The sequence below is a fragment of the Amycolatopsis alkalitolerans genome, assembly GCF_006152065.1.
In the GTDB taxonomy this organism is placed as follows: Bacteria; Actinomycetota; Actinomycetes; order Mycobacteriales; family Pseudonocardiaceae; genus Amycolatopsis_E; species Amycolatopsis_E alkalitolerans.
Genome location: NZ_VDFW01000009.1, coordinates 1 through 22660, shown reverse-complemented (window position 1 = coordinate 22660; position 22660 = coordinate 1). Strand labels below are relative to the sequence as shown.

General features: G+C 68.7%; 27 protein-coding genes and 1 tRNA gene. 12 read left to right on the top strand and 16 right to left on the bottom strand.

Annotated features, from left to right (window positions below; all coding sequences use genetic code 11):
• The first annotated feature begins 81 nt into the window (after positions 1-81).
• From FG385_RS12755 to FG385_RS12725, 6 genes are all read left to right on the top strand, one after another.
• Positions 82-2322 (top strand): (Fe-S)-binding protein, encoded by a 2241-nt coding sequence (locus FG385_RS12755; RefSeq protein WP_139096909.1) that lies wholly within the window; start codon positions 82-84, stop codon positions 2320-2322.
• Between the two features lie 106 nt (positions 2323-2428).
• On the top strand, positions 2429-3070 hold the full coding sequence (locus tag FG385_RS12750; protein WP_139096908.1) for a DUF742 domain-containing protein: 642 nt from the start codon (positions 2429-2431) through the stop codon (positions 3068-3070).
• A gap of 98 nt (positions 3071-3168) precedes the next feature.
• Positions 3169-3576, top strand: a complete 408-nt coding sequence (locus tag FG385_RS12740; RefSeq protein ID WP_139096907.1) for a YciI family protein — start codon at positions 3169-3171, stop codon at positions 3574-3576.
• The gene (locus tag FG385_RS12735) at positions 3573-4718 is read left to right on the top strand and encodes an RNA polymerase sigma factor (RefSeq protein ID WP_139096906.1); all 1146 of its coding nucleotides are present in this window, start codon (positions 3573-3575) and stop codon (positions 4716-4718) included. The genes FG385_RS12740 and FG385_RS12735 overlap by 4 nt, the downstream gene beginning before the upstream one ends.
• Before the next feature lie 40 nt (positions 4719-4758).
• A complete protein-coding gene (locus FG385_RS12730) occupies positions 4759-5355 on the top strand; it encodes a TetR/AcrR family transcriptional regulator (protein WP_139096905.1) in 597 nt (198 codons plus the stop codon).
• On the top strand, positions 5348-6961 hold the full coding sequence (locus tag FG385_RS12725; RefSeq protein ID WP_139096904.1) for an acyl-CoA dehydrogenase family protein: 1614 nt from the start codon (positions 5348-5350) through the stop codon (positions 6959-6961). Before FG385_RS12730 ends, FG385_RS12725 begins: the two co-directional genes overlap by 8 nt.
• A 51-nt stretch (positions 6962-7012) precedes the next feature.
• On the opposite strand, the gene dcd is transcribed toward FG385_RS12725, so the two are convergent.
• Both dcd and FG385_RS12715 read right to left on the bottom strand, forming a co-directional pair.
• Positions 7013-7594, bottom strand: a complete 582-nt coding sequence (dcd, locus tag FG385_RS12720) for a dCTP deaminase (RefSeq protein WP_139096903.1) — start codon at positions 7592-7594, stop codon at positions 7013-7015.
• Between the two features lie 9 nt (positions 7595-7603).
• The gene (locus FG385_RS12715; RefSeq protein WP_139096902.1) at positions 7604-8776 is read right to left on the bottom strand and encodes an oxygenase MpaB family protein; all 1173 of its coding nucleotides are present in this window, start codon (positions 8774-8776) and stop codon (positions 7604-7606) included.
• Positions 8777-8861: 85 nt separating this feature from the next.
• Between FG385_RS12715 and FG385_RS12710 the strand changes: the two genes are divergently transcribed.
• Positions 8862-8932, top strand: a tRNA-Gly gene (locus FG385_RS12710).
• A 64-nt stretch (positions 8933-8996) separates the two neighbouring features.
• Here FG385_RS12710 and FG385_RS12705 read toward each other — a convergent pair.
• The 8 genes from FG385_RS12705 to FG385_RS12670 all read right to left on the bottom strand — a co-directional run bounded on the left by FG385_RS12705 (position 8997) and on the right by FG385_RS12670 (position 13264).
• On the bottom strand, positions 8997-9275 hold the full coding sequence (locus FG385_RS12705; RefSeq protein ID WP_139096901.1) for a PIN domain-containing protein: 279 nt from the start codon (positions 9273-9275) through the stop codon (positions 8997-8999).
• The gene (locus tag FG385_RS12700; protein WP_139096900.1) at positions 9272-9523 is read right to left on the bottom strand and encodes a hypothetical protein; all 252 of its coding nucleotides are present in this window, start codon (positions 9521-9523) and stop codon (positions 9272-9274) included. The genes FG385_RS12705 and FG385_RS12700 overlap by 4 nt, the downstream gene beginning before the upstream one ends.
• A 10-nt stretch (positions 9524-9533) precedes the next feature.
• Complete coding sequence (locus tag FG385_RS34825) at positions 9534-9710, bottom strand: hypothetical protein (RefSeq protein ID WP_235022541.1); 177 nt, start codon at positions 9708-9710, stop codon at positions 9534-9536.
• Between the two features lie 79 nt (positions 9711-9789).
• A complete protein-coding gene (locus FG385_RS12690; protein ID WP_139096898.1) occupies positions 9790-10527 on the bottom strand; it encodes a hypothetical protein in 738 nt (245 codons plus the stop codon).
• Positions 10524-11255, bottom strand: a complete 732-nt coding sequence (locus FG385_RS12685; protein WP_139096897.1) for a hypothetical protein — start codon at positions 11253-11255, stop codon at positions 10524-10526. Before FG385_RS12685 ends, FG385_RS12690 begins: the two co-directional genes overlap by 4 nt.
• Before the next feature lie 17 nt (positions 11256-11272).
• Positions 11273-12268, bottom strand: coding sequence for a hypothetical protein (locus FG385_RS12680; RefSeq protein ID WP_139096896.1), 996 nt, complete (start codon positions 12266-12268; stop codon positions 11273-11275).
• 122 nt (positions 12269-12390) lie between these two features.
• The gene (locus FG385_RS12675) at positions 12391-12696 is read right to left on the bottom strand and encodes a type VII secretion target (protein WP_139096895.1); all 306 of its coding nucleotides are present in this window, start codon (positions 12694-12696) and stop codon (positions 12391-12393) included.
• Between the two features lie 112 nt (positions 12697-12808).
• The gene (locus FG385_RS12670) at positions 12809-13264 is read right to left on the bottom strand and encodes a GNAT family N-acetyltransferase (RefSeq protein WP_200834428.1); all 456 of its coding nucleotides are present in this window, start codon (positions 13262-13264) and stop codon (positions 12809-12811) included.
• A gap of 107 nt (positions 13265-13371) precedes the next feature.
• Between FG385_RS12670 and FG385_RS12665 the strand changes: the two genes are divergently transcribed.
• Complete coding sequence (locus tag FG385_RS12665) at positions 13372-14043, top strand: YdcF family protein (RefSeq protein WP_139096894.1); 672 nt, start codon at positions 13372-13374, stop codon at positions 14041-14043.
• A 57-nt stretch (positions 14044-14100) separates the two neighbouring features.
• Here FG385_RS12665 and FG385_RS12660 read toward each other — a convergent pair whose 3' ends face one another.
• Positions 14101-14733, bottom strand: a complete 633-nt coding sequence (locus tag FG385_RS12660; RefSeq protein WP_139096893.1) for a class I SAM-dependent DNA methyltransferase — start codon at positions 14731-14733, stop codon at positions 14101-14103.
• Between the two features lie 84 nt (positions 14734-14817).
• On the opposite strand from FG385_RS12660, the gene FG385_RS12655 reads away from it, so the two are divergent.
• Positions 14818-16089: a wax ester/triacylglycerol synthase domain-containing protein gene (locus FG385_RS12655; RefSeq protein WP_139096892.1), complete on the top strand. Its 1272-nt coding sequence runs from the start codon at positions 14818-14820 to the stop codon at positions 16087-16089.
• Between the two features lie 64 nt (positions 16090-16153).
• Here FG385_RS12655 and glmS read toward each other — a convergent pair whose 3' ends face one another.
• From glmS to FG385_RS12635, 4 genes are read right to left on the bottom strand one after another with little or no spacing between them, the layout of a single operon-like run.
• Entirely contained in the window at positions 16154-17980 is a 1827-nt protein-coding gene (gene glmS, locus FG385_RS12650; protein ID WP_139096891.1) for a glutamine--fructose-6-phosphate transaminase (isomerizing), read from the bottom strand.
• Between the two features lie 16 nt (positions 17981-17996).
• A complete protein-coding gene (locus FG385_RS12645) occupies positions 17997-18254 on the bottom strand; it encodes a hypothetical protein (protein WP_139096890.1) in 258 nt (85 codons plus the stop codon).
• A 59-nt stretch (positions 18255-18313) separates the two neighbouring features.
• Entirely contained in the window at positions 18314-19459 is a 1146-nt protein-coding gene (gene dusB / locus FG385_RS12640) for a tRNA dihydrouridine synthase DusB (RefSeq protein ID WP_200834427.1), read from the bottom strand.
• Positions 19460-19512: 53 nt separating this feature from the next.
• Positions 19513-20355 (bottom strand): fumarylacetoacetate hydrolase family protein, encoded by an 843-nt coding sequence (locus FG385_RS12635; protein WP_139096888.1) that lies wholly within the window; start codon positions 20353-20355, stop codon positions 19513-19515.
• Positions 20356-20453: 98 nt separating this feature from the next.
• Here FG385_RS12635 and FG385_RS12630 point away from each other — a divergent pair, with 98 nt between their 5' ends.
• Together FG385_RS12630 and FG385_RS12625 are read left to right on the top strand one after the other, a co-directional pair.
• The gene (locus tag FG385_RS12630; RefSeq protein WP_139096887.1) at positions 20454-21455 is read left to right on the top strand and encodes a LacI family DNA-binding transcriptional regulator; all 1002 of its coding nucleotides are present in this window, start codon (positions 20454-20456) and stop codon (positions 21453-21455) included.
• A gap of 4 nt (positions 21456-21459) precedes the next feature.
• Positions 21460-21921, top strand: coding sequence for a DUF6328 family protein (locus tag FG385_RS12625; RefSeq protein ID WP_139096886.1), 462 nt, complete (start codon positions 21460-21462; stop codon positions 21919-21921).
• Here FG385_RS12625 and FG385_RS12620 read toward each other — a convergent pair.
• A complete protein-coding gene (locus FG385_RS12620) occupies positions 21906-22190 on the bottom strand; it encodes a DUF3040 domain-containing protein (RefSeq protein ID WP_139096885.1) in 285 nt (94 codons plus the stop codon). The two genes, FG385_RS12625 and FG385_RS12620, sit on opposite strands and share 16 nt — an antisense overlap.
• A 223-nt stretch (positions 22191-22413) precedes the next feature.
• Here FG385_RS12620 and FG385_RS35305 point away from each other — a divergent pair, with 223 nt between their 5' ends.
• The gene (locus FG385_RS35305) at positions 22414-22539 is read left to right on the top strand and encodes a hypothetical protein (RefSeq protein WP_268815923.1); all 126 of its coding nucleotides are present in this window, start codon (positions 22414-22416) and stop codon (positions 22537-22539) included.
• The last annotated feature ends 121 nt before the right edge of the window (positions 22540-22660 follow it).

Below are 22660 nucleotides of genomic sequence, written 5' to 3'. Positions count from 1 at the left end.
AAGGCCCAGTCATGGGTTACTCATCGGTAGCAACGGTTGGGCTCCCGCCCCACAACGACATTCGGACGAAAGGCTTCGTTCATGGGTGCTCTGCAGATCACGCTCGGTGTGGTCGGCGTCGCCATAAGCATCGTCGCTTGGACCATGTTCGTCGCCGGCGTCCGGCGCATGGTGCGCATCATCCGCCTCGGACAACCGGACCCGACCCGCAACGGCCCCTTCCGGTCGCGCTTCGGCACGCTCGTCAGGGAGTTCGCGGCGCATACGCGGATGAACAAGGTCCGCCACGTCGGCCCCTGGCACTGGATGGTGATGTGGGGTTTCCTGCTCGGCTCGCTGGCGTGGTTCGAGGCCTACGGCGAGACGTTCGACCCGCACTTCCACTGGCCCGTCTTCGGCGCCTGGGAGCCGTGGCTGCTGCTCACCGAACTGCTCGGCCTCGGCACCGTGATCGGCGGGCTCGCGCTGATGGTCATCCGCCAGCTCAACCACCCGCGGCGGGCGGACCGCCAATCGCGCTTCGCCGGATCGAACCTCGGGCAGGCGTATTTCGTCGAGGCCGTGGTGATCATCGAGGGCCTCGGCATCCTCGCGGTGAAGGCGTTCAAGATCTCCAGCGGGATCGAGGACCCGTCCTGGTGGAGCAGCTTCGTCACCAAGGGCATCGCCGAACTGCTGCCGGCGAGCACCGCTGCGGTCACCATCACCGCGCTGCTCAAGCTGCTGTCGGGGATGGTCTGGCTCTACGTGGTCGGCCGGAACCTCACGATGGGCGTGGCCTGGCACCGGTTCAGCGCGTTCTTCAACATCTACTTCAAGCGTGAAGACGACGGCGGGGTCGCGCTCGGCGCGCTCAAGCCGATGATGAGCGAGGGCAAGCCGCTCGACTTCGAAGAGGCCGACCCGGAGAAGGACGTCTTCGGCGCCGGCAAGATCGAGGACTTCAGCTGGAAGGGCTGGCTGGACTTCACCACCTGCACCGAATGCGGCCGCTGCCAGTCGCAGTGTCCCGCGTGGAACACCGGGAAACCCTTGTCCCCCAAGCTGGTCATCGCGCAGCTGCGCGACCACGCCTACGCGAAGGCGCCGTACCTGCTCGCGGGCGGCAAGAAGGACATGGCGGGCGACGAGGTCGGTCTCACCGGGGACAACCCGTACGCGGGGATCGACGTGCTCGCGATCGCCGAAGCCGACCGGGCCCTGGTGGGCAACGACGGCGCGGTGATCGACCCGGACGTGCTGTGGTCGTGCACCACCTGTGGCGCCTGCGTCGAGCAGTGCCCGGTGGACATCGAGCACGTCGACCACATCGTCGACATGCGCCGCTACCAGGTGATGATCGAGTCGAACTTCCCGTCCGAGCTGAACGGGATGTTCAAGAACCTGGAGAACAAGGGCAACCCGTGGGGCCAGAACGCGAAGGACCGGCTGGCCTGGGCAGACGACCTCGACTTCGAGGTCCCGGTATTCGGTGAAGATTCTGCTGAGCTGGCCCCTGACACTGAATACCTGTTCTGGGTCGGCTGCGCCGGTGCCTTCGAGGACCGTGCGAAGAAGACCACGCGGGCGGTCGCCGAACTGCTGCACCTGGCCGGCGTCAAGTACACCGTGCTCGGCCCGGAGGAATCCTGCACCGGCGACCCGGCGCGTCGCGCGGGCAACGAGTTCCTGTTCCAGATGCTCGCGCGGCAGAACGTCGAGGTGCTCAACTCGGTGTTCGAGGACCGGGACCAGCGCAAGATCGTCGTCACCTGCGCGCACTGCTTCAACACGCTCGCGAACGAGTACCCGGAGCTGGGCGGCACGTACGAGGTCGTGCACCACACCCAGCTGCTCAACCGGCTGGTGCGCGAGAAGCGGCTGGTGCCGGTGGCGCCGATCGCCGCGGACGTGACCTACCACGACCCGTGCTACCTGGGCCGCCACAACAAGATCTACGAGGCGCCGCGTGAACTGGTCGGCGCGTCCGGCGCGCAGTATCGCGAGATGCCGCGGCACGGCGACCGGTCGATGTGCTGCGGGGCCGGCGGTGCCCGCATGTGGATGGAAGAGAAGATCGGCAAGCGGATCAACCTCGACCGCGTCGACGAGGCGCTCGGCACCGCACCGTCGAAGATCGCCACCGGCTGCCCCTTCTGCCGCGTGATGCTCACCGACGGTGTCACCGCACGCCAGAACGACGGGCAGGCGAGCGAGAAGGTCGAGGTCGTGGACGTCTCACAGCTGCTGCTCGAGGCGGTCAAGCGGCCCTCGCGGCCGGCGCCGGTCGCTGTGCCGGAGTCGTTACCCGAAGTGGGCGCGGACCCGCTGGAGGTCGATTAATCGCGCTTACCGCCGAACAGGGGTCGACAGCCGGGTTATTCTTGACTTCCTCGCCGCCACAGATGTCCGCGAGCACTACCGTGACCTGCGCGAACGGGGCAGAAGAATGGGCACATCCGCTGACGGCGAGCCGGCCGGCAAGCCGCCGGCCGCTCGTGCCGGTGCCCGCTTCCCGTCGGCCAAGCATCTCGAACGGTTCTCGGACGCAGCACCGGTCGAGCAGAAGGAGCAGCGGCAGGCGGCCCGCCCCTCCGGTGCCCGGTTCCCGAGCGAGAAGCAACTGGAGAAGTTCGACGAGCCGGTCGCGCCCCCACCCGAACCCGAGGAGCCGGAACCGGAGTGGCCGGTGCACGAGCCGGTCCTGCCGCCGCTGCCCCGGTTCGCCGAAGACATCCCGACCGAGGACGCGGTCGGCCCCCGTGTCCGCCCGTACGTGCTGACCAGGGGCCGCACCCAGGCCACGCACGAGCTGGCGCTCGAAACGATGGTCAACGTCCGCGCCGACGCGCGGTGGACCGGCGCGGCGCTGAACAACGAGTACCAGCCGGTGCGGGCGTTGTGCCGGCAGCCGGTGTCGGTCGCGGAGGTCGCGGCCACGCTGTCGATGCCGCTGGGCGTGGCGAGGGTGCTCCTGTCCGATATGGCCGAACTCGGGTTGCTGCACATCCACGGCACCGAGCGGACGGCCGAGGGAAGACCCCCGATGGCGCTGATGCGCCGCGTGCTGGCAGGCCTCCAGCGGCTCTAGGAAAAAGTTCTGGCCGCGATGTCGAGAATCCGTGAACGGCTCCGTCCCCGCGGTGAATGTGACCAGAATGGGTCGCACCCAGCTTCGAGGAGAACACGATGGCCAAGTACCTGCTGCTCAAGCACTACCGCGGCGCGCCGGCCGCGGTCAACAACGTGCCCATGGACCAGTGGGCGCCGGAGGAGGTCACCGCGCATGTGCAGTACATGCGCGACTTCGCGGCCCGGCTCGAGGAGACCGGCGAGTTCGTCGACGCTCAGGCGCTGGCGCCGAACGGGATGTTCGTCCGCTACGACGGTGAGGGCCGCTCGCCGGTCACCGACGGCCCGTTCGCCGAGACCAAGGACCTGATCGCGGGCTGGATGGTGATCGACGTCGACACCGAGGAGCGCGCCATCGAGCTGGCCGGGGAGCTTTCGGCCGCCCCCGGTGCGGACGGGAAGCCGATCCACGAGTGGCTCGAGCTGCGCCCGTTCCTCACCGAACCGCCCACGGTGACCGAGTGAACGAGGCGTTGCTGCGGGGGCTCGTACCTGCGGTGATCGGCGTCCTCGTCCGACGCGGAGCGGATTTCGCGTCGGCCGAGGACGCCGTGCAGGATGCCCTGATCCGGGCGGTGGAGACCTGGGCCGACGACCCGCCGCGTGATCCGAAGGCGTGGCTCGTCACGGTCGCGTGGCACCGGTTCCTCGACGCGACCCGGGCGGACGCCGCACGTCGCCGGCGTGAGGACCTCGTCGACGAGGAGCCGGAGCCCGGTCCCGCGGCGGCGGTGGACGACACGCTCCGGCTGTACTTCCTGTGCGCCCATCCGTCGCTGACGCCCTCGTCCGCGGTAGCGCTCACGCTGCGCGCCGTCGGCGGGCTGACCACTCGCCAGATCGCCCAGGCGTACCTGGTGCCGGAGGCGACCATGGCGCAGCGGATCAGCCGGGCCAAGCGCACCGTCTCCAGTGTGCGGTTCGACCAGCCCGGCGACGTCGCGACCGTGCTGCGGGTGCTCTACCTGGTCTTCAACGAGGGCTACTCCGGGGACGTCGACCTCGCCGCCGAGGCCATCCGGCTCACCCGGCAGCTCGCGGCCGCGATCGACCACCCCGAGGTGGCGGGGTTGCTCGCGCTCATGCTGCTCCACCACGCCCGCCGCGCCGCCCGGACCGCGGCCGACGGCAGCCTGGTGCCGCTCGCCGAGCAGGACCGCGGCCGGTGGGACACCGCGGCGATCGCCGAGGGCGTCGACATCCTGCAGGCCGCGCTGGCTCGCGACCGGCTGGGCGAGTTCCAGGCCCAGGCGGCGATCGCGGCGCTGCACGCGGACGCGCCGACCGCCGGCGAGACCGACTGGGTGCAGATCGTCGAGTGGTACGACGAGCTCGCGCGCCTGACCGACAGTCCGATCGTCCGGCTCAACCGCGCGGTGGCCGTCGGTGAGGCCGACGGTCCCCGCGCCGGGCTGACGGCGCTCGCGGCGCTCGACGACTCGCTGCCCCGGCACACCGCGGTGGCGGCCTACCTCCACGAACGCGACGGCGACTCGGCAACGGCGGCGCGGCTGTACGCCGAGGCGGCCCACAAGGCGCCCAACCTCGCCGAGCGCGATTACCTCACCCGCCAGGCGGCCCGGCTCAACGCCGCCCGGTCCGCGTGACCCATTGCGTGAAGCGCTGAATCAGTGGTTCACTTCTTGAGTGCCGTATCGCCGGACGCCGAAGATCCAGGCGCGACTGGACGCCCAGCGCGCCGCGATCCTCGACGCTGCCGGTGAACTGCTCGCCGAGCACGGGTACGCGGGCTGCTCCGTCGCAGCCGTCGCGGCGAAGGCCGGTGTCGCCACCGGCAGCGTCTACAAGCACTTCCCCGGTAAGGCCGAACTGGTCGTCGAGTTGTTCCGTGCCGTGGTCGGCCATGAGGTCGAAGCCGTCACCGCCGCGGCCGAGTTGCCCGGGGACCCGGACGAACGCGTCGTGGCCGCGTTCGAGACCTTCGCCCTTCGCGCGCTGAAAGCCCCGCGCCGGGCGTACGCGCTGTTGGCCGAACCCGTCGACGCCCCCGTCGAGGCGGAGCGCATCGTGTTCCGCCGCGTGTTCCGGGACGTCGCCGCCAAGCACATCCGGGAAGGCGTCGCCAAGGGGCTGCTGCCGCAGCAGGACTCCGGGCGTACCGCCGCGGCGCTCGTCGGCGCCGTCACCGAAGTGCTCGTCGGCCCGCTGACCACCGACAACACCGATGTGCTCGCCGATCTGCGCACCTTCATCCTGCGTGCCCTAGGAGGTTCCCATGTCTGACACCCACGAGGTCTTCAACCAGGCCCCGCCGCTGGTCGGTTACGACGTCGCCGAGGACGCCGCGCTGCTCGAAGGGTTGCGCCGCGAAGGTGCCGGCTGGGCCGAGGACGAGGTGCACGAGATCGGCCGGCTCGCGGGCAGCGAACAGGGCCAGGAATGGGGCCGCCAGGCCAACGAGCACCCGCCCGTACTGCATACGCACGACCGGTACGGGCACCGGATCGACGAGGTCGAGTTCCACCCGGCGTGGCACGAACTGATGACGGTCGCGGTCCGGCACGGCCTGCACGCCGCGCCGTGGCGCGACGAGCGTCCGGGCGCGCACGTCGCGCGCGCGGCGAAAGTGCTGGTGTGGAACCAGGCCGAGGGCGGGCACGTCTGCCCGATCTCCATGACCTACTCGGCGGTTCCCGCGCTGCGCGCCAACCCCGAACTCGCCGCCGTGTACGAGCCGCTGCTCGCCGCGCCCGAGTACGACTTCGGCCTGCGCGTGCCGACCACCAAGCGCGGGCTCATCGCGGGCATGTCGATGACCGAGAAGCAGGGCGGCTCAGATGTCCGCGCGAACACGACCACCGCGAAGCCCGTCGGTGACGGGAGCTACGTGCTGACCGGGCACAAGTGGTTCACGTCGGCGCCGATGTCCGACGTGTTCCTCACGCTCGCCCAGGCGCCCGGCGGGCTGTCCTGCTTCCTGCTCCCGCGCGTGCTGCCGGACGGTTCGCGGAACCGGATCTTCCTGCAGCGCCTGAAGGACAAGCTGGGCAACAAGTCCAACGCGTCGTCGGAGATCGAGTACGACGGCGCGCTCGGCTGGCTGATCGGCGAGGAGGGCCGGGGTGTCCCGACCATCATCGAGATGGTCAACAACACCCGGCTCGACTGCGTGCTCGGCACGACTTCCCTGATGCGCCAAGGAGTCGTGTACGCGACGCACCACGCCGCGCACCGCCGGGCGTTCGGCGCGAACCTCATCGACCAGCCCGCGATGGCGAACGTGCTGGCCGATCTGGTCGTCGAGTCGGAGGCCGCGACCACGGTCGCGATGCGGCTCGCGCGCGCGACCGGTGATCCGGAGCAGGCAGCCTTCCGCCGTCTCGCGCTGGCGGTTACCAAGTACTGGGTCTGCAAGCGGGGTCCCGCGCATACGGCCGAAGCGCTCGAATGCCTTGGCGGCAACGGATACGTCGAGGAATCGGGTATGCCACGGCTCTACCGGGAGGCGCCGCTGCTGTCCATCTGGGAGGGTTCGGGCAACGTCGCCGCGCTGGACGCGTTGCGCGCCATGGGGAAGCAGCCGGAAACTGTGGAGGCCTTCTTCGGTGAGGTCGAACTCGCGGCCGGTGCGAACGCGCGGCTGGACGACGCCGTCGGCGCCCTGCGCAAGGAACTGTCCGATGTGGACGACGTTCAGTTCCGCGCGCGGCGGCTGGTCGAGATGATGGCCTTGGTGCTGCAGGGTTCACTGCTGGTCCGGTATGCCCCGGCCGCGGTGTCCGACGCCTTCTGCGCCTCGCGGCTCGGTGGTGACTGGGGCATCGCGTTCGGCACGCTGCCGTCCACCGCGGACACCAAGGCCATCATCGGGCGGGCGCGCGTCAGCTGATCTCTTCGCACGAACCTCAGCGCGAAAGGAGTGCGAACTCGGCTTAGGCTTTCAGCGCCAGGTGTCCACGCGATGGAAGTTCTTGTAGGCGCGGCTCGGCGTCGGGCCGCGCTGGCCCTGGTAGCGGGAGCCGACCTCGGCCGAACCGTACGGGAACTCGGCGGCGCTGGTGAGGCGGAACAGGCACAGCTGGCCGATCTTCATCCCGGGCCAGAGCGTGATCGGCAGGTTCGCGACGTTCGACAGTTCCAGGGTGATGTGCCCGGTGAACCCGGGGTCGATGAACCCGGCGGTGGAGTGCGTGAGCAGCCCGAGGCGGCCGAGGGAGGACTTGCCCTCCAGCCGGCCCGCGAGGTCGTCGGGCAGGCTGACCAGTTCGAAGGTCGAGGCGAGCACGAACTCGCCGGGGTGCAGGACGAACGGGTCCTCGCCCTGCTTCTCGACCAGCGAGGTCAGCTCGTCCTGCTGCTTGGCCGGGTCGATGTGGGTGTACTGGCTGTTGTTGAAGACCCGGAAGAAGCGGTCGAGCCGCACGTCCACGCTGGACGGTTGCACCATGGCGGGGTCGAAGGGATCGATCCCGAGCCGGCCGGCTTCGACTTCTTTGCGGAGGTCACGGTCACTCAGCAGCACCCGACCACCCTAGAGGAGGTGCCGGGAGTAGGTGGGATCGAGCCGCACAATCTTCCCGAGCCTGTCGACGTAGTGACGGCGCTCGAGGGTGCCGATGAGCTCCTGAAGCGTGGTGGCGCCGGGGATGCGGCGCCGGGCGGTCTCGGCGGCGAAGTTGACCGCCGCCGCGGTGAGCACGGCGCCCTGGGTGAGGAGGTCGTTGGGCAGGCCGAGGAAATCGGCGTTGGCCTTGCCGAGCACGAGGCGGCTGATCGAGGAGTGCACGCGCCCGAGCGCCTTGCCGATGGGCCCGCTCTCGTGGGTGTCGCGCAGGGCCTTGGCCAGGCGCTTCGAGTCCTCGTCGGGGATGAACTCGGTGGTGGCGAGCAGCCAGAGCAGGCGCCAGGCGTCGTTCTCGCCGGCGGGCAGGAGGCCTTCGTCGACGCCCATGAGCCAGCCGACGTAACGCCACAGGTGAAGGATGTCGGCGCGCTCGCGGTCGGTGTAGCGGATGCCGAGTAGCTGGGTGCCGACGACAAAGACGAGGGAGAACAGCAGGAGGGTGCCGGCCGTCTGGACCTGGTTGACCGGGCGGTCCCAGGCCTCGTAGTCCCAGTCGCGGCGGCGGTTCATGGCCGCGCGGACGTGCGCGTGCACGAGCCGCACGCGGAGGGCGGACGCGTAGCCGCTGCGGCCGCGCCGGAGGTTGCCGGGCGTGGTGACGTCGATCCACCACGCGGCGGTCTCGATGAGGCGGCGGCCGGCCATATGCTCGATCTCGCCGGTCGCGACAAGGGATTTCGTCGCGCGGGAGGCGAGGTAGCCGCCCATGAGCGACATGTCGCCAAGGGGGAACAGGCCGAGCAGTCCGGTGCGCGTGATCGCCCGGGCGCCCCGCTCGAGCCGGTCGTGGTCGAGCCAGTAGGGCGTCGCGTCGACGGCCCCGAAGAAGTCGCGAACCTCTGCGGGCGGTTCGGCCATGTGGTCGATGCCTTTGGTGAGCGCCTCCTCGAACGCGGGCCTGGTGGCAGGCATACTCGCGACGAGCGCGTCGGCGAGCGGGTCCTCGGCCTTGGCGTACTCGCGGAACTGCCGGACCTGCTCCGCAGTCGCGCGAAGATCGTCACTGGGCCCGAACAACTTCGCGGCCAGCCGGAACCCGCCCTGGCGGAAGAGCTGGGGATCGGGAAGCCGCTCATCCATGACAACAAGTGTTGTCAGTTGCCCGCGGCACGTCAAGCAGGCCTCGCGAAGGAGTTGGGGCGCACCGTGTATGCTTTGAGACGCTGCGGATGTAGTTCAATGGTAGAACATCAGCTTCCCAAGCTGAATACGCGGGTTCGATTCCCGTCATCCGCTCTTCGCGGCAAAGGCCCAGGTCAGAGGCGGTTTCCTCGGGACCCGGGCCTTCGTCGTATCTAGATCATCTCCGGTCGTCGGGCCATTGGCGGCCATGCGGCGTCGGTAAGGGCAGCAGTTCGAACGAAGCGACGTGTCGTGGCCGTGCAACGGAGAAATGCCGGGTGTCCAGTGTTGCCACGCGTGTCACGCCGAGGCGTTCGGCCAGTGCTACGACGCAGGCGTCGGCGGTGCCAAGCGGGAAGTCGGCATACTTGTCGACCAACAACTCGGTGCATTGTTTGTGGTCTTCGTCGCGGCGATTGCCCATGGCAACGACGACACCGGTGTCGACGAGGATCACGCTGTCTTGCTCGATCCGCCACCGAGTTCGTCACGGGCGATCGTCTTCGAGCGCCTACCCAGGTCGGGTTCGGCGTCGAGCACGCCGACTGTCCGGAACCGCCGACGGGGCCGCTCGGTCTCAGGTTCATCGGCGAGCTGTCGGAGCATGCTCAACACGGCCGACACGCGCTCATCGGGTACCGCTTCCAGCAGCCGGCGGGCAGCCTCACGCGACTCCGCAGGTTCCCGGCTGCTCTCGCTGCTCATGACCGCCAGTCTAGTGGAATGCGATCCTCGTGGTCGGCTCCCCGCACCGGGCGCGCCGTGCCATTAGCGTGCCATTGGGAGCGGTCAACCACGGTTCCAGCAACATGCCAGCAAGCCGGTCCGTGTCGCTGGTGGCCCGCTGGTAGATCAGCGCGGCCAGCATGTCGTCGGATCCCAACCGCGCCATGAGGTCGCGGGTCGACATGCGTCGCCGCGGGGCAGCTCGTGGGCGCCTGACCGGCGGCGACCCCATCGAGTTCTCGTGGTTACCAGCTCGGGCCGTCGCCGCCGGTGAGGATGCGGTTGTTCCATTCGGGCGTGCTGGTGATGGCGGCGACGAGCCGGGTGAGCTCGCGTGGCCGGCGAGTCGGCACGACCCATGTGGTCGAGCGCGTCCCGGCCTGCGATGTGCCCGCGAACAGCGCCTGCACGTCGCGGAAGGTGGGGAACTGGGCGTACTCGGGGTCGATCTCGATGATCAGCTCCGCCTTCGCGAACGGCGCGGTGAGCATGCCCAGATAGAACGCGGCGACGGGAAGGCCACCGGTCGCCCGGAGATTCTTCGACGGTGCGCGGTGCGCGGTCTTGTCCAGCTCGCGCATGCGTTTGCGGTCTGTCGTCACCTCGAGCGCGAGGATGCCGCGCCACGGGCACGAGAACACGTGGTAGTGCTGGAACGACGCCGGCGGCGGCTTGCGACGTCGCTTGCGGTCCGGTTTGCGTTCCCAGCGCCGCACCGCGCCGATGCGGACGCCGTCGCCGTCGATCCGGATACCGGTGGGCCAGACCATCGGCAGGTAGCGCGCTCCGGTCGCCAGCCAGATGATCAGCGGCGGGATGACGAGCAGCGCGAATCCCTCCGCATGCAGGATCATCCCGGCCACGACAGCGGCGATCACCAGGACCGGCATCGCGATGCCGAGGACGACCAACGGCGGGCGCCAGGAACAGCGGTCCTCGGCGTACGCCTCGACCCCGCGAAGCCCGAGCGGCGTCCCGTTCATGTTGTTACTCCCGACTCGATGAGGTTCCTCATTTTCGTCATGACAGCACCGTCGTCAAGAGACAGGATCTCCCGGCCTCGTATAGTGTCACGGCGAAACTTGCCGACTTCGGGATTGTGAAAGAACTCCACTCTGTACTCGGCATCCGAATGCAGCCAGGCACCGAGCGCGCGGACAGCCTCGCCGGGAGAAACCAGCAGATACTGGTAGATCTGGTTCAAATTGCCATCCTCTTCCGGTGCCAGCTCTTCGACGTCGCCCGTGTGCGGATTCAACCGATTAGTGCTCGGGCGTTCGACGAGAACGACGCGAATACCTCGTCCTTGTTCCGCGACCCCGTACATGCGCGGCGCATCCTGTGACGCGCACTCCGCAGTGCAGACAGCGAGGAAGGACGGATGTGCGCGCCCTGTGACGATCGTCGCCAGCGGCGCGTGCATGCGCAAGGTGGGGTCATCAGGATCCGCGGGCGGATCCAGCAGCCGCCGTTGGTGCAGGCCGTTCAGCGCGTTGACGACAAGCTCTTCCCGGGCCGCTTCGGGCAATTCTGCCCATGCGCGCACGATCGCTTCGTCGAACAGCGAATGCGCGGGCGCGCCGAGCACACACAGTTCCGTGGCCAGCAGATCCGGCAGCGGAGCTAAGCCGTTCTGTTCGGCGGCATCGAAGAGTCGGCGGGCTTCCGCGACGTCGGCCGCGCGTGGGCCGGGTTTCGCGTTCGTGTCCATCGGGGCTCCCTCCTCGATCAGAGCCAGCTTGAAACGGCGTGCCAGGCGGACGATGCGGCATGCCCGATGGCTTTGCCGGCGGTGACGGCGCCGTGCCCCACGGCATTGCACGCGTCGTGAAAGGCGCCCCAATGGTGGTACAGGTAATTGCCACCGAGGTAGATCCCGGTAGCCGCCATGGTGACTTCACCGGCGACGGGAATCTCATCGGTGGCCATGTTCGCGACCAGCAACGCCCCGTTGACCCCGGCTGCCGCGCGGTCGACGTTGCCCATGGCGCCCTTGTCCGGCGGGCTGATCATCGTGAACGCATCTCCGGCGATCCCGGCGACCCCCATACCGAACCCGGCTGCCTTGCCGAGATTTGTCGCGGGGGCGACCCATTTGATGTCCTGGGCCCACTGCTGGGTGAACGCCTTGGCCGCATCGATCTTGGTGCCGACTTTCGCGGCGGCCGCCTCGACCTCGTCCCACGAGATGAGGCCGTTCTCCGCGTCGTGGGCGATCGGACTCATCTCCCGCCACCAGTTGCCGATGTGCTCTGGCATCTCCTTGGTCCACTTTTCCAGCGCTTCGGTGGCCGACTCGCCCTTCTGGACGGCCATGTCGAGCCACTTGTCAGCGTTGACGACGTCCCAGGGAGCGTGCAGCTTCTCGAGCCACGCGCGTACGGGTTCGCTGCCTTCCCAGACCTTGTTCAGTTGCTCCTCGACTTCGCCGAGCTTGCCCGACGTTTCGCGAGCCGAGTCTTCTACTTCCTTGTTCGCCGTCGCGGCGTCGCCCTTCGCCGCGGCGACACCGTTCTGATCGTTGTTCGTCGACGCGTGCTGCGCGCTCGTGCCGGCGCTCGCGACCTTTTCCTGAGCGGCCTGCAACGTGGTGGCGTAGCTGCGAATCGCACCCGAGACCTGGCTCAGCGACGGTGGGATCAGGCCCGATCCGTTCTTGAGTCCGGTGGCGAACGCGGCGTAGGCGTTCGCGCCGTCGCCCTGCCACTGAGCCTGCGATTGCACCGACGACGCCGTCCGTCCGGTGTCGCCGGAAACCTGTGTGAGGGTACCGGCATGCCGGTCCAGCTCATCGGCGAGCCGTAGCAGCGCAGCCGGATCGCCTTGTGGCGCCGCGAAATCGTTCGTTATCGCGCGCCGCCTGCCGCATTGTCGACGTGCTTCTTCGCCTGCTCGTCGGTCTGGTCGAACTGTTTCGCGGCCGTGGCGGCCTGGTTTCCGAGGTACTCGATGCCGGCAGCCGTATCCATGGCTGCTTTCATGGCCGAGGCGCCGACCTTCGACAATGCGCTCGCCAAATCGGGGTGCCCTGCGGCGCTCGCCATATTGCCGAGCGTCTCGGTCAGATTCTGCGCGACCGTTTTGGTCTGATCGCCGATATTCAGAATTCTGCCCGATCCCGGCTGCAATTCGCCCGGGTGCACAGAAAGCATGCGGCTCTCCTTCTTGACCGTGTGTCGCCGGGTCGAAAACTAGCAAAGCATCCTCGCGGGTACCGGATAATCGGAGAATCAAAGCGAACATAACAAGCAAAAATGATGAAAGCTATGCTCCGTTTTCCGGCAATAGAGGTTTACCTGAACGATTTTCGCGAACTGGTATCCAGTGAAGCGTCAGGTCCGGCAGCCGTTCCATGTTGTCACTGCCGTCGCTGGCGCGGACCACGGCGAAGCCATGGCGCTCGTAGAAGGCGCGGGCTTCGGTGTTCTGTGCGAAGACGCGCAGCGACACGCGTTCCGAGCTCAATGTCTTGATCTCGTCGAGGAGCAGCGTGCCGATCCCTTGGCGCAGGACATCTGCCCGCACATATAGGTGTTCGAGCACATCGCCGTCCAGTGCGGCGTAGCCGACGACTTCGCGGCGCCGCACCGCGACCGTGGTCCGGCATGTCCGCAGGACCACCTCGCTGATCCAGCCCGTCACCTCGCCCGGGGTGTATGTCTGTGCCGGCAGACAGGGCATGGTCGCAGCTCGCGAGTCCAGGTGGATGCGGGCAATCACGTTCGGCGTCCTCGCCCGTGGCCAGCCGGATCAGGGTCGTGTTGTCGCCATCCACCACCGGAACCTACAGCTAACCTGGACTTTCCACCCGATCAGGAGCTGTGCCGATGCCCGAGCGTTCGACCCGCATTCCCGACGAATTACGCGCCGACGTCCAAACGCTCTGGGACTACCACAACCTCCACCACGCACCGCGGCCCACCGACGTCGGCATCGGACTCGGCAGCCACGATCTCGGCGTCGCCACCTATACCGCCGAGTTGTTCCGGCAAGCCATGTTCCCGCTCATCGTCTTCACCGGTGCCAACGCACCCACCACGGTCGAACACTTCCCGCGTGGGGAAGCGATCCACTACCGCGAACATGCCGTGGAACTCGGTGTCCCGGACGCGGCGATCCTCGTCGAGACGGAAGCCCGCAACACCGGCGACAACATCGGCTTCACCCGCCGGCTGCTCGAGGAGCGCGCGATCGCGGTGCGGTCGGTGACGCTGATCAGCCGCCCGTACCAGCAGCGGCGCGCCTACGCCACCTGCCGGAAACTCTGGCCCGACGTCGACGTCGTCTGTGCCTCCCGGTCACAACCGCTCGACGAGTACGTCGAGTCCATCGGCGACGCGGACCGCGTGATCACCATGCTCGTCGGGGACACGCAGCGAATCACGGTCTATGCCGAGCGAGGGTTCGCGGCTCCCATGGAGCTGACCGCCCTCGCGCGCCGGGCCTACGACAACTTGGTCCGAGCCGGCTACGTGAACCGACTGATCGGCAGACCATGACGTCTGTAGGTCGTTGCGGGCGCACTTCGGGCGGTCTTCTTCGGCGCGGGGAAAGGGTCAGTGGCGCGCGAGCAGGTACGCCTGCGGCGTCTTCTCCGGCCCTTCCGGCTCGCGCACCAGCTGGGCATGCATCGCGAAACCGGCTTCCGTCAAGAGCTTCACGACGTTGCCGGGCGAGAGGCGGTAGGCGTCCAGCGACAGGTCGTGACCGTAGGCGTGCGAAAGATGGCGCGGCTGGCCTTCACCGGTCTGGAAGGCGAGCAGCAGATGCCCGCCCGGTTTCAGCACGCGCGCGAACTCCGCGAAGACCGCCGGCAAGTGCTCCGGCGGCGTGTGGATGATCGAGTACCAGGCCACCGCGCCCGCCAGTTCGGCGTCCGGCAGATCCAGCCCCAGCAACGAACCTTCCTCGAACCGCAGACCCGGATGGAGCCGCCGCGCGACCGCGATCATCTCCGGCGACAGGTCGACGCCGAACACGTCCGTCCCCAGCGAAGCCAGGTGCGCGGTGATCCGGCCCGGGCCGCAGCCGAGATCGGCCACGGGACCGTCGGCGAGTTCGGCGAAAGCGCCGAGCATCGCGCGGTCGAACGGGCTGCCGGCGAGCGCGTCGCGCAGCAGCTCGGCGTAGTCGGCGGCGACGGCGTCGTAGGCCGTGCGGATCTCGCGCAGGAAAGAAGGTTCGGTCACCTGGGGAACGTTACCGGCGGCCACCGACAGAAAATGGGCCCTTCGACTCTGGTCCGTTGGGCCGGGCGAGGAGTCCGCTGAGGTATGCCCACGATCGAGCGAGCGAGCCCGGGCGATCTGGCGTTCCTCGCGATGGACAGCAGGACCATGCCCGAGCAGTTCGGAGTACTGCTATCCCTCGACTGGGCGGGCTTCGATCTGGCGCGCGCCCGGCGGTTGTTCGCCCAGCGGATCCCGGCTCTGCCGCGGTTACGCCAGCGGCTGGTCCGCGTGCCGGCCGGCTGCGGCGGACCGATCTGGATCGACGACACCGGGTTCGACCTGCACCAGCACGTCCGGGCGATGCCTTGTGAAGATCTGCTCAGCACGGCGCTCGAGGTCGTCGCGACCCCCCTGCCGCGTACCGCGCCGCTGTGGTCCGCGGTGTTCCTGACCGGGCCCGGCGGGGAGGTGGGCCTGGTGATCGTGCTGCACCACGCGCTCGCCGACGGTGTCGGTGGTCTCGCTGTCCTGGCGCATCTGCTGGATCCCGGCACCGCCGCGCCGGAGACGCCGTTCCCGCGGCCATGGCCCGCGAACAGGCAACTCGCCGCCGAGAACCTGGCACGCGCCGTCGCGCGGCTCCGGCGGTCCCGCGAGTTCTGGCGACAGCTTCGCGCCGCACTGTCCGCGGGAGGCGGGTTGTGGCCGCCGCGTGCCGCGCCGTCGGCGTTGCTGCGGAAGACGGGGCCGCGGCGAGTGCTCCGGGCCGTCCGCGTGGAGGTGGAGCCACTGCGAAAGGCCGCACATCGTTGTGGCGCAACGGTAAACGACGCCGTGCTCGTCGCGGTCGGTGGCGCGCTGCATCGGGTCGTGAGCCAGCCGGCGTTCGCCATCGCGGTACCGGTCTCCGGGCGGCCGCAGGGAGATGGACTCGGCAACGTCGTGACCCCGATGCTGATCCGGGTGCCGGGCGGCGGCGATCTGCTGTGGCGGCTGAGGCAGGTCGCCGCGCAGGTGCGGGAGACCAAGGCGGCCGCGGCGGGCCCGTCGCTGCTCGCGCTGCTGGGCAAGGCCTATCGCGGTCTGGCCGCACTCGGCGGGTACCGGTGGTACATGAATCACCAGCATCGGCTGCACACACTGGTCAGCCACGTGCGCGGCCCGGCGGAACCGGTCTTCTTCGGCGGCCATCCCGTTCGCTCGGCCGTGCCGATCGGCATCGGTGAGGGCGGGAACGTGACCGTCTACTTCGAAGTGCTGTCCTACGCCGGCTGCCTGACGATCACGGTGATCGCGGATCCGGATCATTTCACGGAGATCGACACCGTGGCGGCCGCGTTGCGCGCGGAACTGGACGCGATCGCGCGAGGCTAAGATCGGCGGATGACACAGGACGGGCCGAAAGGCGTTGGCGCACCGGCGATTCGAGCCCTGGTCACTACTCCACGGTCACGCTCTTCGCGAGGTTCCGGGGCTTGTCGATGTCCCGTCCCAGATGGTGCGCCAGGTGGTAGGCGAACACCTGCAGCGGCACCGTGAACAGGATCGGGTCCAGCTCCGGCTCGCTGCGCGGCACCTGGATCACCGAGTCCGCCAGGCCGGACGGCAAAGCCGCGTTCGTCACCGCGATGACCGGGCCGCCGCGGGCCTTGATCTGTTCGATCGTCCCGATGTTCTTCGCCAGCAGCTCGTCGTCCGGGACCACGACCACCGAGGGCATCGACGGGTCGATCAGCGCCAGCGGCCCGTGTTTCAGCTCGCCCGCCTGGTACGCCTCCGCGTGCACGTACGAGATCTCCTTCAGTTTCTGCGCGCCTTCGCGTGCGACCGGCCAGCCTCGCACCCGGCCGATGAAGAACATCCGCACCGCCGAGCCGTGTTGCTTCGCCACGGCGGAAATCTCGTCCTCGGCCGCGAGGACCTCCGCGATCCGCGCGGGCAGCGCGTCCAGGCCGGCGACGATCCGCGCACCGTCCGAAACGGATAGATCGCGGACCCGCCCGAGCGCCAGCGCGAGCATCGCGAAGACGACACCCATATTCGTGTACGCCTTGGTCGAGGCGACGGAGACCTCCGGCCCCGCGTGGAGGAACACCCCGCTGCCGCATTCGCGGGCGATCGCGCTGCCGACCGTGTTGACGACCCCGATCACCTGGCCGCCCTTGCGCCGCAACTCTTGCACCGCGGCGAGGGTGTCCGCCGTCTCGCCCGACTGGCTCACCGCGACGTACAGCGTTTCCTCTTCGACCACCGGGTTCCGGTATCGCAGCTCCGACGCCGGTTCGGCGTCCGCAGGCAGCCGCGCCCATTCCTCGACGAGGTTCGCGCCCAGTTGCCCCGCGTAGTACGCCGATCCGCAGCCGAGGAACTTCACGCGGCGGATCGCCCGCAGCGCACGGGGATCGAGGTTGATCCCACCGAGCCGGGCGGTCCCGAACCGCTCGTCGAGGCGGCCGAGCAGCGTCCGCCGCACCGACTCCGGCTGTTCCCAGATCTCCTTGTGCATGAAGTTCGCGTAGTTGCCGAGATCGTAGTCGGCATCCTTCAAGTCCACTGTGGTCGGTGTCTTCGCCGTGCGGTGTGCCTGCAGCGTGCTGGTGACGAAATCGTCCGGCGTGATCGTCGCGAGTTCGCCGTCGTCGAGATACACCACCCGCTGCGTGTACCGCACGAGCGCGGCCACGTCCGAGGCCACGAACATCTCGCCGTCACCGATGCCGAGCACGATCGGGCTTCCGTTGCGTGCCACCACAAGCTGCCCCGGATTCCGCGCGTCCAGCACCACGATCCCGTACGCGCCGTTGACCTCACGCAGGGTCGCCCGCACCGCGTCTTCCAGCGACGATGCACCGTCCGCCAGCGCCCGTGCGATCAGATGCGCCAGCGCCTCGGTGTCCGTTTCGGACGCGAACGCCACGCCCTCTTCGGTCAGCCGCGCGCGAAGCCGGCCCGCGTTTTCGATGATCCCGTTGTGCACCACGGCAATCCGCTTCGCGCTGTCCACATGGGGATGCGCGTTGGCGTCCGTCGGCTCACCGTGCGTCGCCCACCTCGTGTGCGCGATGCCCACTGTGGACGGTTGGCTCTCGTCGACGAGATCGCGCAGCTCATCCACGCGCACCGCGGCCTTCGTGATCTTGAGGCGGTTCCGCTGCGCGACGGCCAGCCCGGCCGAGTCGTAGCCGCGGTACTCCAGCCGGTGCAGCCCCTCGAGCAGGATCGGCGTGGCCGGCCGTCTGCCCACGTAACCCACGATTCCGCACATACTTTCGCGCCTTCCTTCAGCCGTAGACGATGCGCCGCAGCTGGCGCTCGGTCAGCGCGCCGGCCCCGACGGGGCGTTCGGCGAGCTCAGCGGTGATGACCTGCCAGATCTCGGCGTTCTTACGCCCGCGCCGTTGCAGTTCCGCGTGCCGGCGGCGGACGAACTCCTCGGCGGTCTCGCGGTAGTACGCGATGACGTCCGCGATCACCCGCTCGGCGACCAGCACCGGCAGGCCCGTGGAGCCCGCGATGTGGTGCACCAGCTGCTGATCCATCCTTCGACGTTCGCAGCTGGCTGCCTGCTCGGCAAGTTTCCTGCCCGAAATCGGGCAGATCAGCCGCCCGAATGCATGTCCTCGGCCTCGGGGACGAGATCGTCGTCCGGGTTGTCGAGCCAGCCGTGCGGGAGGGTGACCTTGCCGGGCGAGCCCTGGCGCCCGCGCGGGCCGAGCGCGCCCGCCGGGAAGGGCGCGCCGTGGTCGAGACGGGTGATCAACTCGTCCAGTTCGTCGAGCGAGGACACCATCGCGAACCGGCGGCGCAGGTCCGAGCCGACCGGGAAGCCCATGAAGTACCAGGCCATATGTTTGCGCAGGTCACGCATGGCCTTGGTGGGCCCGTCGTGCTCGACGAGCAGTTCCGCGTGGCGGCGCAGCACCCGCGCGACCTCGCCGAGCGAGGGGCCGGCCGGGATCTCGCGCCCGGCGAACGCGGCCTCCAGTTCACCGAACAACCATGGCCGCCCGAGGCAACCGCGCCCGACGACCACGCCGTCGCAGCCGGTCTCGGCCATCATGCTCAGTGCGTCGCCCGCGGTGAAGATGTCGCCGTTACCCAGGACGGGGATGGTCCGCACCGCCTCCTTCAGGCGGGCGATCCTGGTCCAGTCGGCCTTGCCCGAGTAGCGCTGGGCTGCGGTGCGGGCGTGCAGCGAGACCGCCGCCGCGCCCTCGGCTTCGGCGATCCGGCCCGCGTCGAGGTAGGTGTGATGATCGTCGTCGATGCCGACGCGGAACTTGACGGTGAACGGCACCCCGGCCGGCTCCGCGGCCTTGACCGACTCCCGGACGATGTCGGCGAACAGGTGGCGCTTGTAGGGAAGCGCGGCCCCGCCGCCCTTGCGCGTGACCTTTGCCACCGGGCAGCCGAAGTTCGAGTCGATGTGATCGGCGAGGCCCTCGCCGACGATGATCCGGACGGCCTCGGCCATCGTCTTCGGGTCCACCCCGTACAGCTGCATCGACCTGGGCGTTTCGTGTTCGCCGAAGGTCATCATGTGCATCGTGCCGGGATGCCGCTCGACGACGGCGCGGGCGGTGATCATCTCGCACACAAAGATCCCGGCGCCGTACTCCTGGCACAGCCGCCGGAACGCGACGTTCGTGATCCCCGCCATGGGCGCGAGCACGACCGGGGGATCGACCTCGTACGGGCCGATCTTCAGGGCGGGCCTGGTCAGGGTCTGGGTCACGCGCTCCATTGTCACCCGTGACGACCGTTACCGGCGACGGGGTCGGGTCAGGACGACTTCGCTCACCGCAGCCGCTGGCGCTGGCGACCCAGCTGGTCGATCTCCAGTTCCATGACGTCCCCCGCCTTCAGGTACGGGTACTTCCCGGACAGCGCGACGCCCTGCGGGGTGCCCGTGTTCACCACGTCGCCCGGGTCCAGGACCAGGTACTGGGACAGGTCGAAGATCAGCTGCGCCACCGGGAAGATCATGTCGGCGGTGTTCGAGTCCTGGCGCGGTTCCCCGTTGACCCACGAGCGCAGGCCCAGCTTCTGCGGGTCGGGCAGTTCGGCGGCGGGTAGCAACCACGGGCCGAGCGGGTTGAACGTCTCCGCCGACTTGCCCTTCGACCACTGCCCACCCGACAGTTCGGTCTGCAGCGCCCGCTCGGACACGTCGTTGCCGATCGTGTACCCGGCGACGTAATCGAGCGCCTCCTCCGGCGAGGACAGGTAGCGCGCCTGCTTGCCGAGCACGACCGCGAGCTCGACCTCCCAGTCGACCTTCGTCGCGCCCGGGGGGATGAGCACGTCGTCGTTCGGGCCGACGACCGTGTTCGGGTGCTTGAAGAAGATGATCGGCCGCTCGGGCGGCGCGGAACCGGACTCGGCGGCGTGCGCGGCGTAGTTCTGCCCGATGCAGATCACCGCGCCCGGCTTCGCCACCGGTGCGCCGATCCGCTGCCCGAAATCGTCCACAGTGGACAGAGAGCCGGCGTCGAGTGCGCCTGCGATCCGGGCAAGGCCGCCGCCGGCGAGGAAGTCTCCGGTGATGTCGGCCGTCAGGCCGCTCAGGTCGAACACCGTCCCGTCGTGGCGTACCACCGGCCGCTCGCCGCCGAATTCGCCCAGCCGCATCAGTTCCACGTGGAGCCTCCTCGTCGTCGTGGTCCTAACGTTAGTCTTGCTCACGAACGACGGTCACCCGGACCCGTGAAACGTTTCATTCCGTGCTAGCATGGTCCATGGTCGGCATCAAGGACGTGGCACGGGAAGCCGGGGTCTCCATCGGCACGGTGTCCAATGTGGTCAACCGGCCGCATATGGTCTCGACCGCGACCCGGACCCGCGTGCTGTCGGTCATCCAGGAGCTGGGGTACGTTCGCGACGAGTCCGCGCGGCAGCTGCGCGCCGGCCGCAGCCGCATCCTGGCGTTGCTGGTGCTCGATCTGGGCAACCCGTTCTTCGTCGACGTGGTGCGCGGCGCGGAGGAGACGGCGCATGAGGCCGGCCTCAACGTGATCACCTGCAACAGCGGGCAGCGGGTGGATCTCGAGGCCTCGTACCTCGGCATGTTCGCCGAACAGCGCGTGCGCGGGGTGCTGCTCGGTCCCGTCGGCACGTCGGCCCAGGCGCTGGAAACCTTCCGCCGCAGGCGAATCCCGTACGTAGTCGTCGACCGCAAGGTGCCGCCGGAGGAGGCCAGCTCGGTCTCCGTGGACGACGTGGCGGGCGGCGCGCTCGCGGCCGGGCACCTGCTCGAAGCCGGACACCGGCGGATCGCCTTCGTCAACGGGCCGCAGGTGCTCGCGCAGTGCCGTGACCGCGAAGCCGGGGTCCGGTCCGCGCTCGACGGTTCCGATGCCGAGCTGTCCGTGCTGGAGACCGGCGCGCTCGATGTCGCGTCCGGGCGGGACGCCGGGGCCCGGCTCCTCGGGATGAGCCCCCGGCCTACGGCGGTGTTCTGCGCCAACGATCTGCTCGCGCTCGGCGTGCTGCAGTCGATGGTCGCCGCCGGGGTGCGGGTACCCGCGCAGCTGGCCATCGTCGGCTACGACGACATCGAGGTCGCGGCCGCGGCGGCGGTGCCGCTCACCTCCGTCCGCCAGCCGGCGAAACGGCTCGGCCGTACCGCGGCGGAGCTGCTCATCGCCGAGTCCGGGGGCGACGAGGAACCGGTCGAACATCAGCAGGTCGTGTTCACGCCCGAACTCGTGGTCCGCGATTCCAGCCGCGGCCGGCGGTGACCCCATGGACGAGGAGACGCAGGACCAGCGCCTTGCCCGGAACCTCAACGAACTGCTCGCCGAGCTGCGGGTCGCGCAAGCGGGGGTGCAGATCCTCTTCGGGTTCCTGCTCTCGGTCGTTTTCACCGGCCTGTTCCGGGAGGCGAGCGGCTTCGAGAAGGGGATGCACCTGGTCGCGGTCGTCCTCACCGCGCTCGCGACGGCGCTGCTCGCCGCGCCCGCGGCGTGGCACCGGATCCTGTTCCGGGCAGGCCGCCGCACCGACATCCTCCGCGTGGGCAACCGGATCGTGCTCGTCGGCCTGGTCTGCCTCGCCGCCGCGGTTTCCGACGTGGTCTGCCTGATCGCGAAGGTCGTCTACGGCCCGGTGGCGATGGGCGTCGTGGGCGGTCTGGTGGCGATCGCGTTCGTGCTGCTGTGGTTCGTCGTGCCCAAGCTCCTAGGCCGTGGTCACTGGAGCCGGTAGAGCCAGGTCCGCCAGAGGATCGCGGTGGGCACCGCGACGGTCAGTATCGTGCCGAAGACGATCAGGAATCCCGATTGTGCCTGCGCACCCGCGACCATGATGAACAGGCCTGCCACGATCGAGCACAGTCCGCCGATGATCGCGAACACCACGTTCGGAATCCGCATCGGCCGCAGCTCGGACAGTCGCTGGGCCAGGCGCGGATTCTCTTCGGCCAGCTGACGCTCGATCTCGGTCAGCCGCCGCTGCTCTTCACCGTGAAGTGCCATACCGCACCACCTTCGGATCCCATTATGATCCCGGTTACGGCGCTTGTCATCGCTGCTGTCGGTATGAACATCATTCAGCTGTCCGGCCATTGCTTACCGTGAGTAGGTAACATAACCTCGTGTTAACACTCCCGTGGGAATACGGAGCGAGGGGGACGCGCTCTACCGGCGGGGAACGGGAACCGCGCGATGAGGGCTCGCGCGGGGAGGGAGGCAAGGACAGATGAGCGTGCGCCAGAAGGAACTGGAGCCCACGCCGATCTTCGCCGAGCTGAGTGCGGAGTTCGACCTCGAGCGGCTGCTGGCCGAGCCGGCCGAGCCGGACAAAGGTGCAGAGCAGGCCGAGTGACACACAGTCGGCACCGCGTCGCCGATGATCGTGACAAGCTGGCCGCATGACACCCCCTGTGTCAACCTCAAGGTCGAAATCATGCTGCGGTGGGCGTGGTGTGGCGTTGGAGCGCGCCGTG

What these genes read in the sequence shown, in the direction of transcription:
- FG385_RS35305 (WP_268815923.1), top strand. Translation starts at nt 22,414, where the DNA reads ATGAGCGTGCGCCAGAAGGAACTGGAGCCCACGCCGATCTTCGCCGAG.
- FG385_RS12645 (WP_139096890.1), bottom strand. Translation starts at nt 18,254, where the DNA reads ATGGATCAGCAGCTGGTGCACCACATCGCGGGCTCCACGGGCCTGCCG.
- FG385_RS12690 (WP_139096898.1), bottom strand. Translation starts at nt 10,527, where the DNA reads ATGAACGGGACGCCGCTCGGGCTTCGCGGGGTCGAGGCGTACGCCGAG.
- FG385_RS12725 (WP_139096904.1), top strand. Translation starts at nt 5,348, where the DNA reads ATGTCTGACACCCACGAGGTCTTCAACCAGGCCCCGCCGCTGGTCGGT.
- glmS (WP_139096891.1), bottom strand. Translation starts at nt 17,980, where the DNA reads ATGTGCGGAATCGTGGGTTACGTGGGCAGACGGCCGGCCACGCCGATC.
- FG385_RS12755 (WP_139096909.1), top strand. Translation starts at nt 82, where the DNA reads ATGGGTGCTCTGCAGATCACGCTCGGTGTGGTCGGCGTCGCCATAAGC.
- FG385_RS12750 (WP_139096908.1), top strand. Translation starts at nt 2,429, where the DNA reads ATGGGCACATCCGCTGACGGCGAGCCGGCCGGCAAGCCGCCGGCCGCT.
- FG385_RS12655 (WP_139096892.1), top strand. Translation starts at nt 14,818, where the DNA reads ATGCCCACGATCGAGCGAGCGAGCCCGGGCGATCTGGCGTTCCTCGCG.
- FG385_RS12715 (WP_139096902.1), bottom strand. Translation starts at nt 8,776, where the DNA reads ATGGATGAGCGGCTTCCCGATCCCCAGCTCTTCCGCCAGGGCGGGTTC.
- FG385_RS12620 (WP_139096885.1), bottom strand. Translation starts at nt 22,190, where the DNA reads ATGGCACTTCACGGTGAAGAGCAGCGGCGGCTGACCGAGATCGAGCGT.
- FG385_RS12685 (WP_139096897.1), bottom strand. Translation starts at nt 11,255, where the DNA reads ATGGACACGAACGCGAAACCCGGCCCACGCGCGGCCGACGTCGCGGAA.
- dusB (WP_200834427.1), bottom strand. Translation starts at nt 19,459, where the DNA reads ATGGAGCGCGTGACCCAGACCCTGACCAGGCCCGCCCTGAAGATCGGC.
- FG385_RS34825 (WP_235022541.1), bottom strand. Translation starts at nt 9,710, where the DNA reads ATGGCGCGGTTGGGATCCGACGACATGCTGGCCGCGCTGATCTACCAG.
- FG385_RS12625 (WP_139096886.1), top strand. Translation starts at nt 21,460, where the DNA reads ATGGACGAGGAGACGCAGGACCAGCGCCTTGCCCGGAACCTCAACGAA.
- FG385_RS12630 (WP_139096887.1), top strand. Translation starts at nt 20,454, where the DNA reads ATGGTCGGCATCAAGGACGTGGCACGGGAAGCCGGGGTCTCCATCGGC.
- FG385_RS12665 (WP_139096894.1), top strand. Translation starts at nt 13,372, where the DNA reads ATGCCCGAGCGTTCGACCCGCATTCCCGACGAATTACGCGCCGACGTC.
- FG385_RS12700 (WP_139096900.1), bottom strand. Translation starts at nt 9,523, where the DNA reads ATGAGCAGCGAGAGCAGCCGGGAACCTGCGGAGTCGCGTGAGGCTGCC.
- FG385_RS12740 (WP_139096907.1), top strand. Translation starts at nt 3,169, where the DNA reads ATGGCCAAGTACCTGCTGCTCAAGCACTACCGCGGCGCGCCGGCCGCG.
- FG385_RS12675 (WP_139096895.1), bottom strand. Translation starts at nt 12,696, where the DNA reads ATGCTTTCTGTGCACCCGGGCGAATTGCAGCCGGGATCGGGCAGAATT.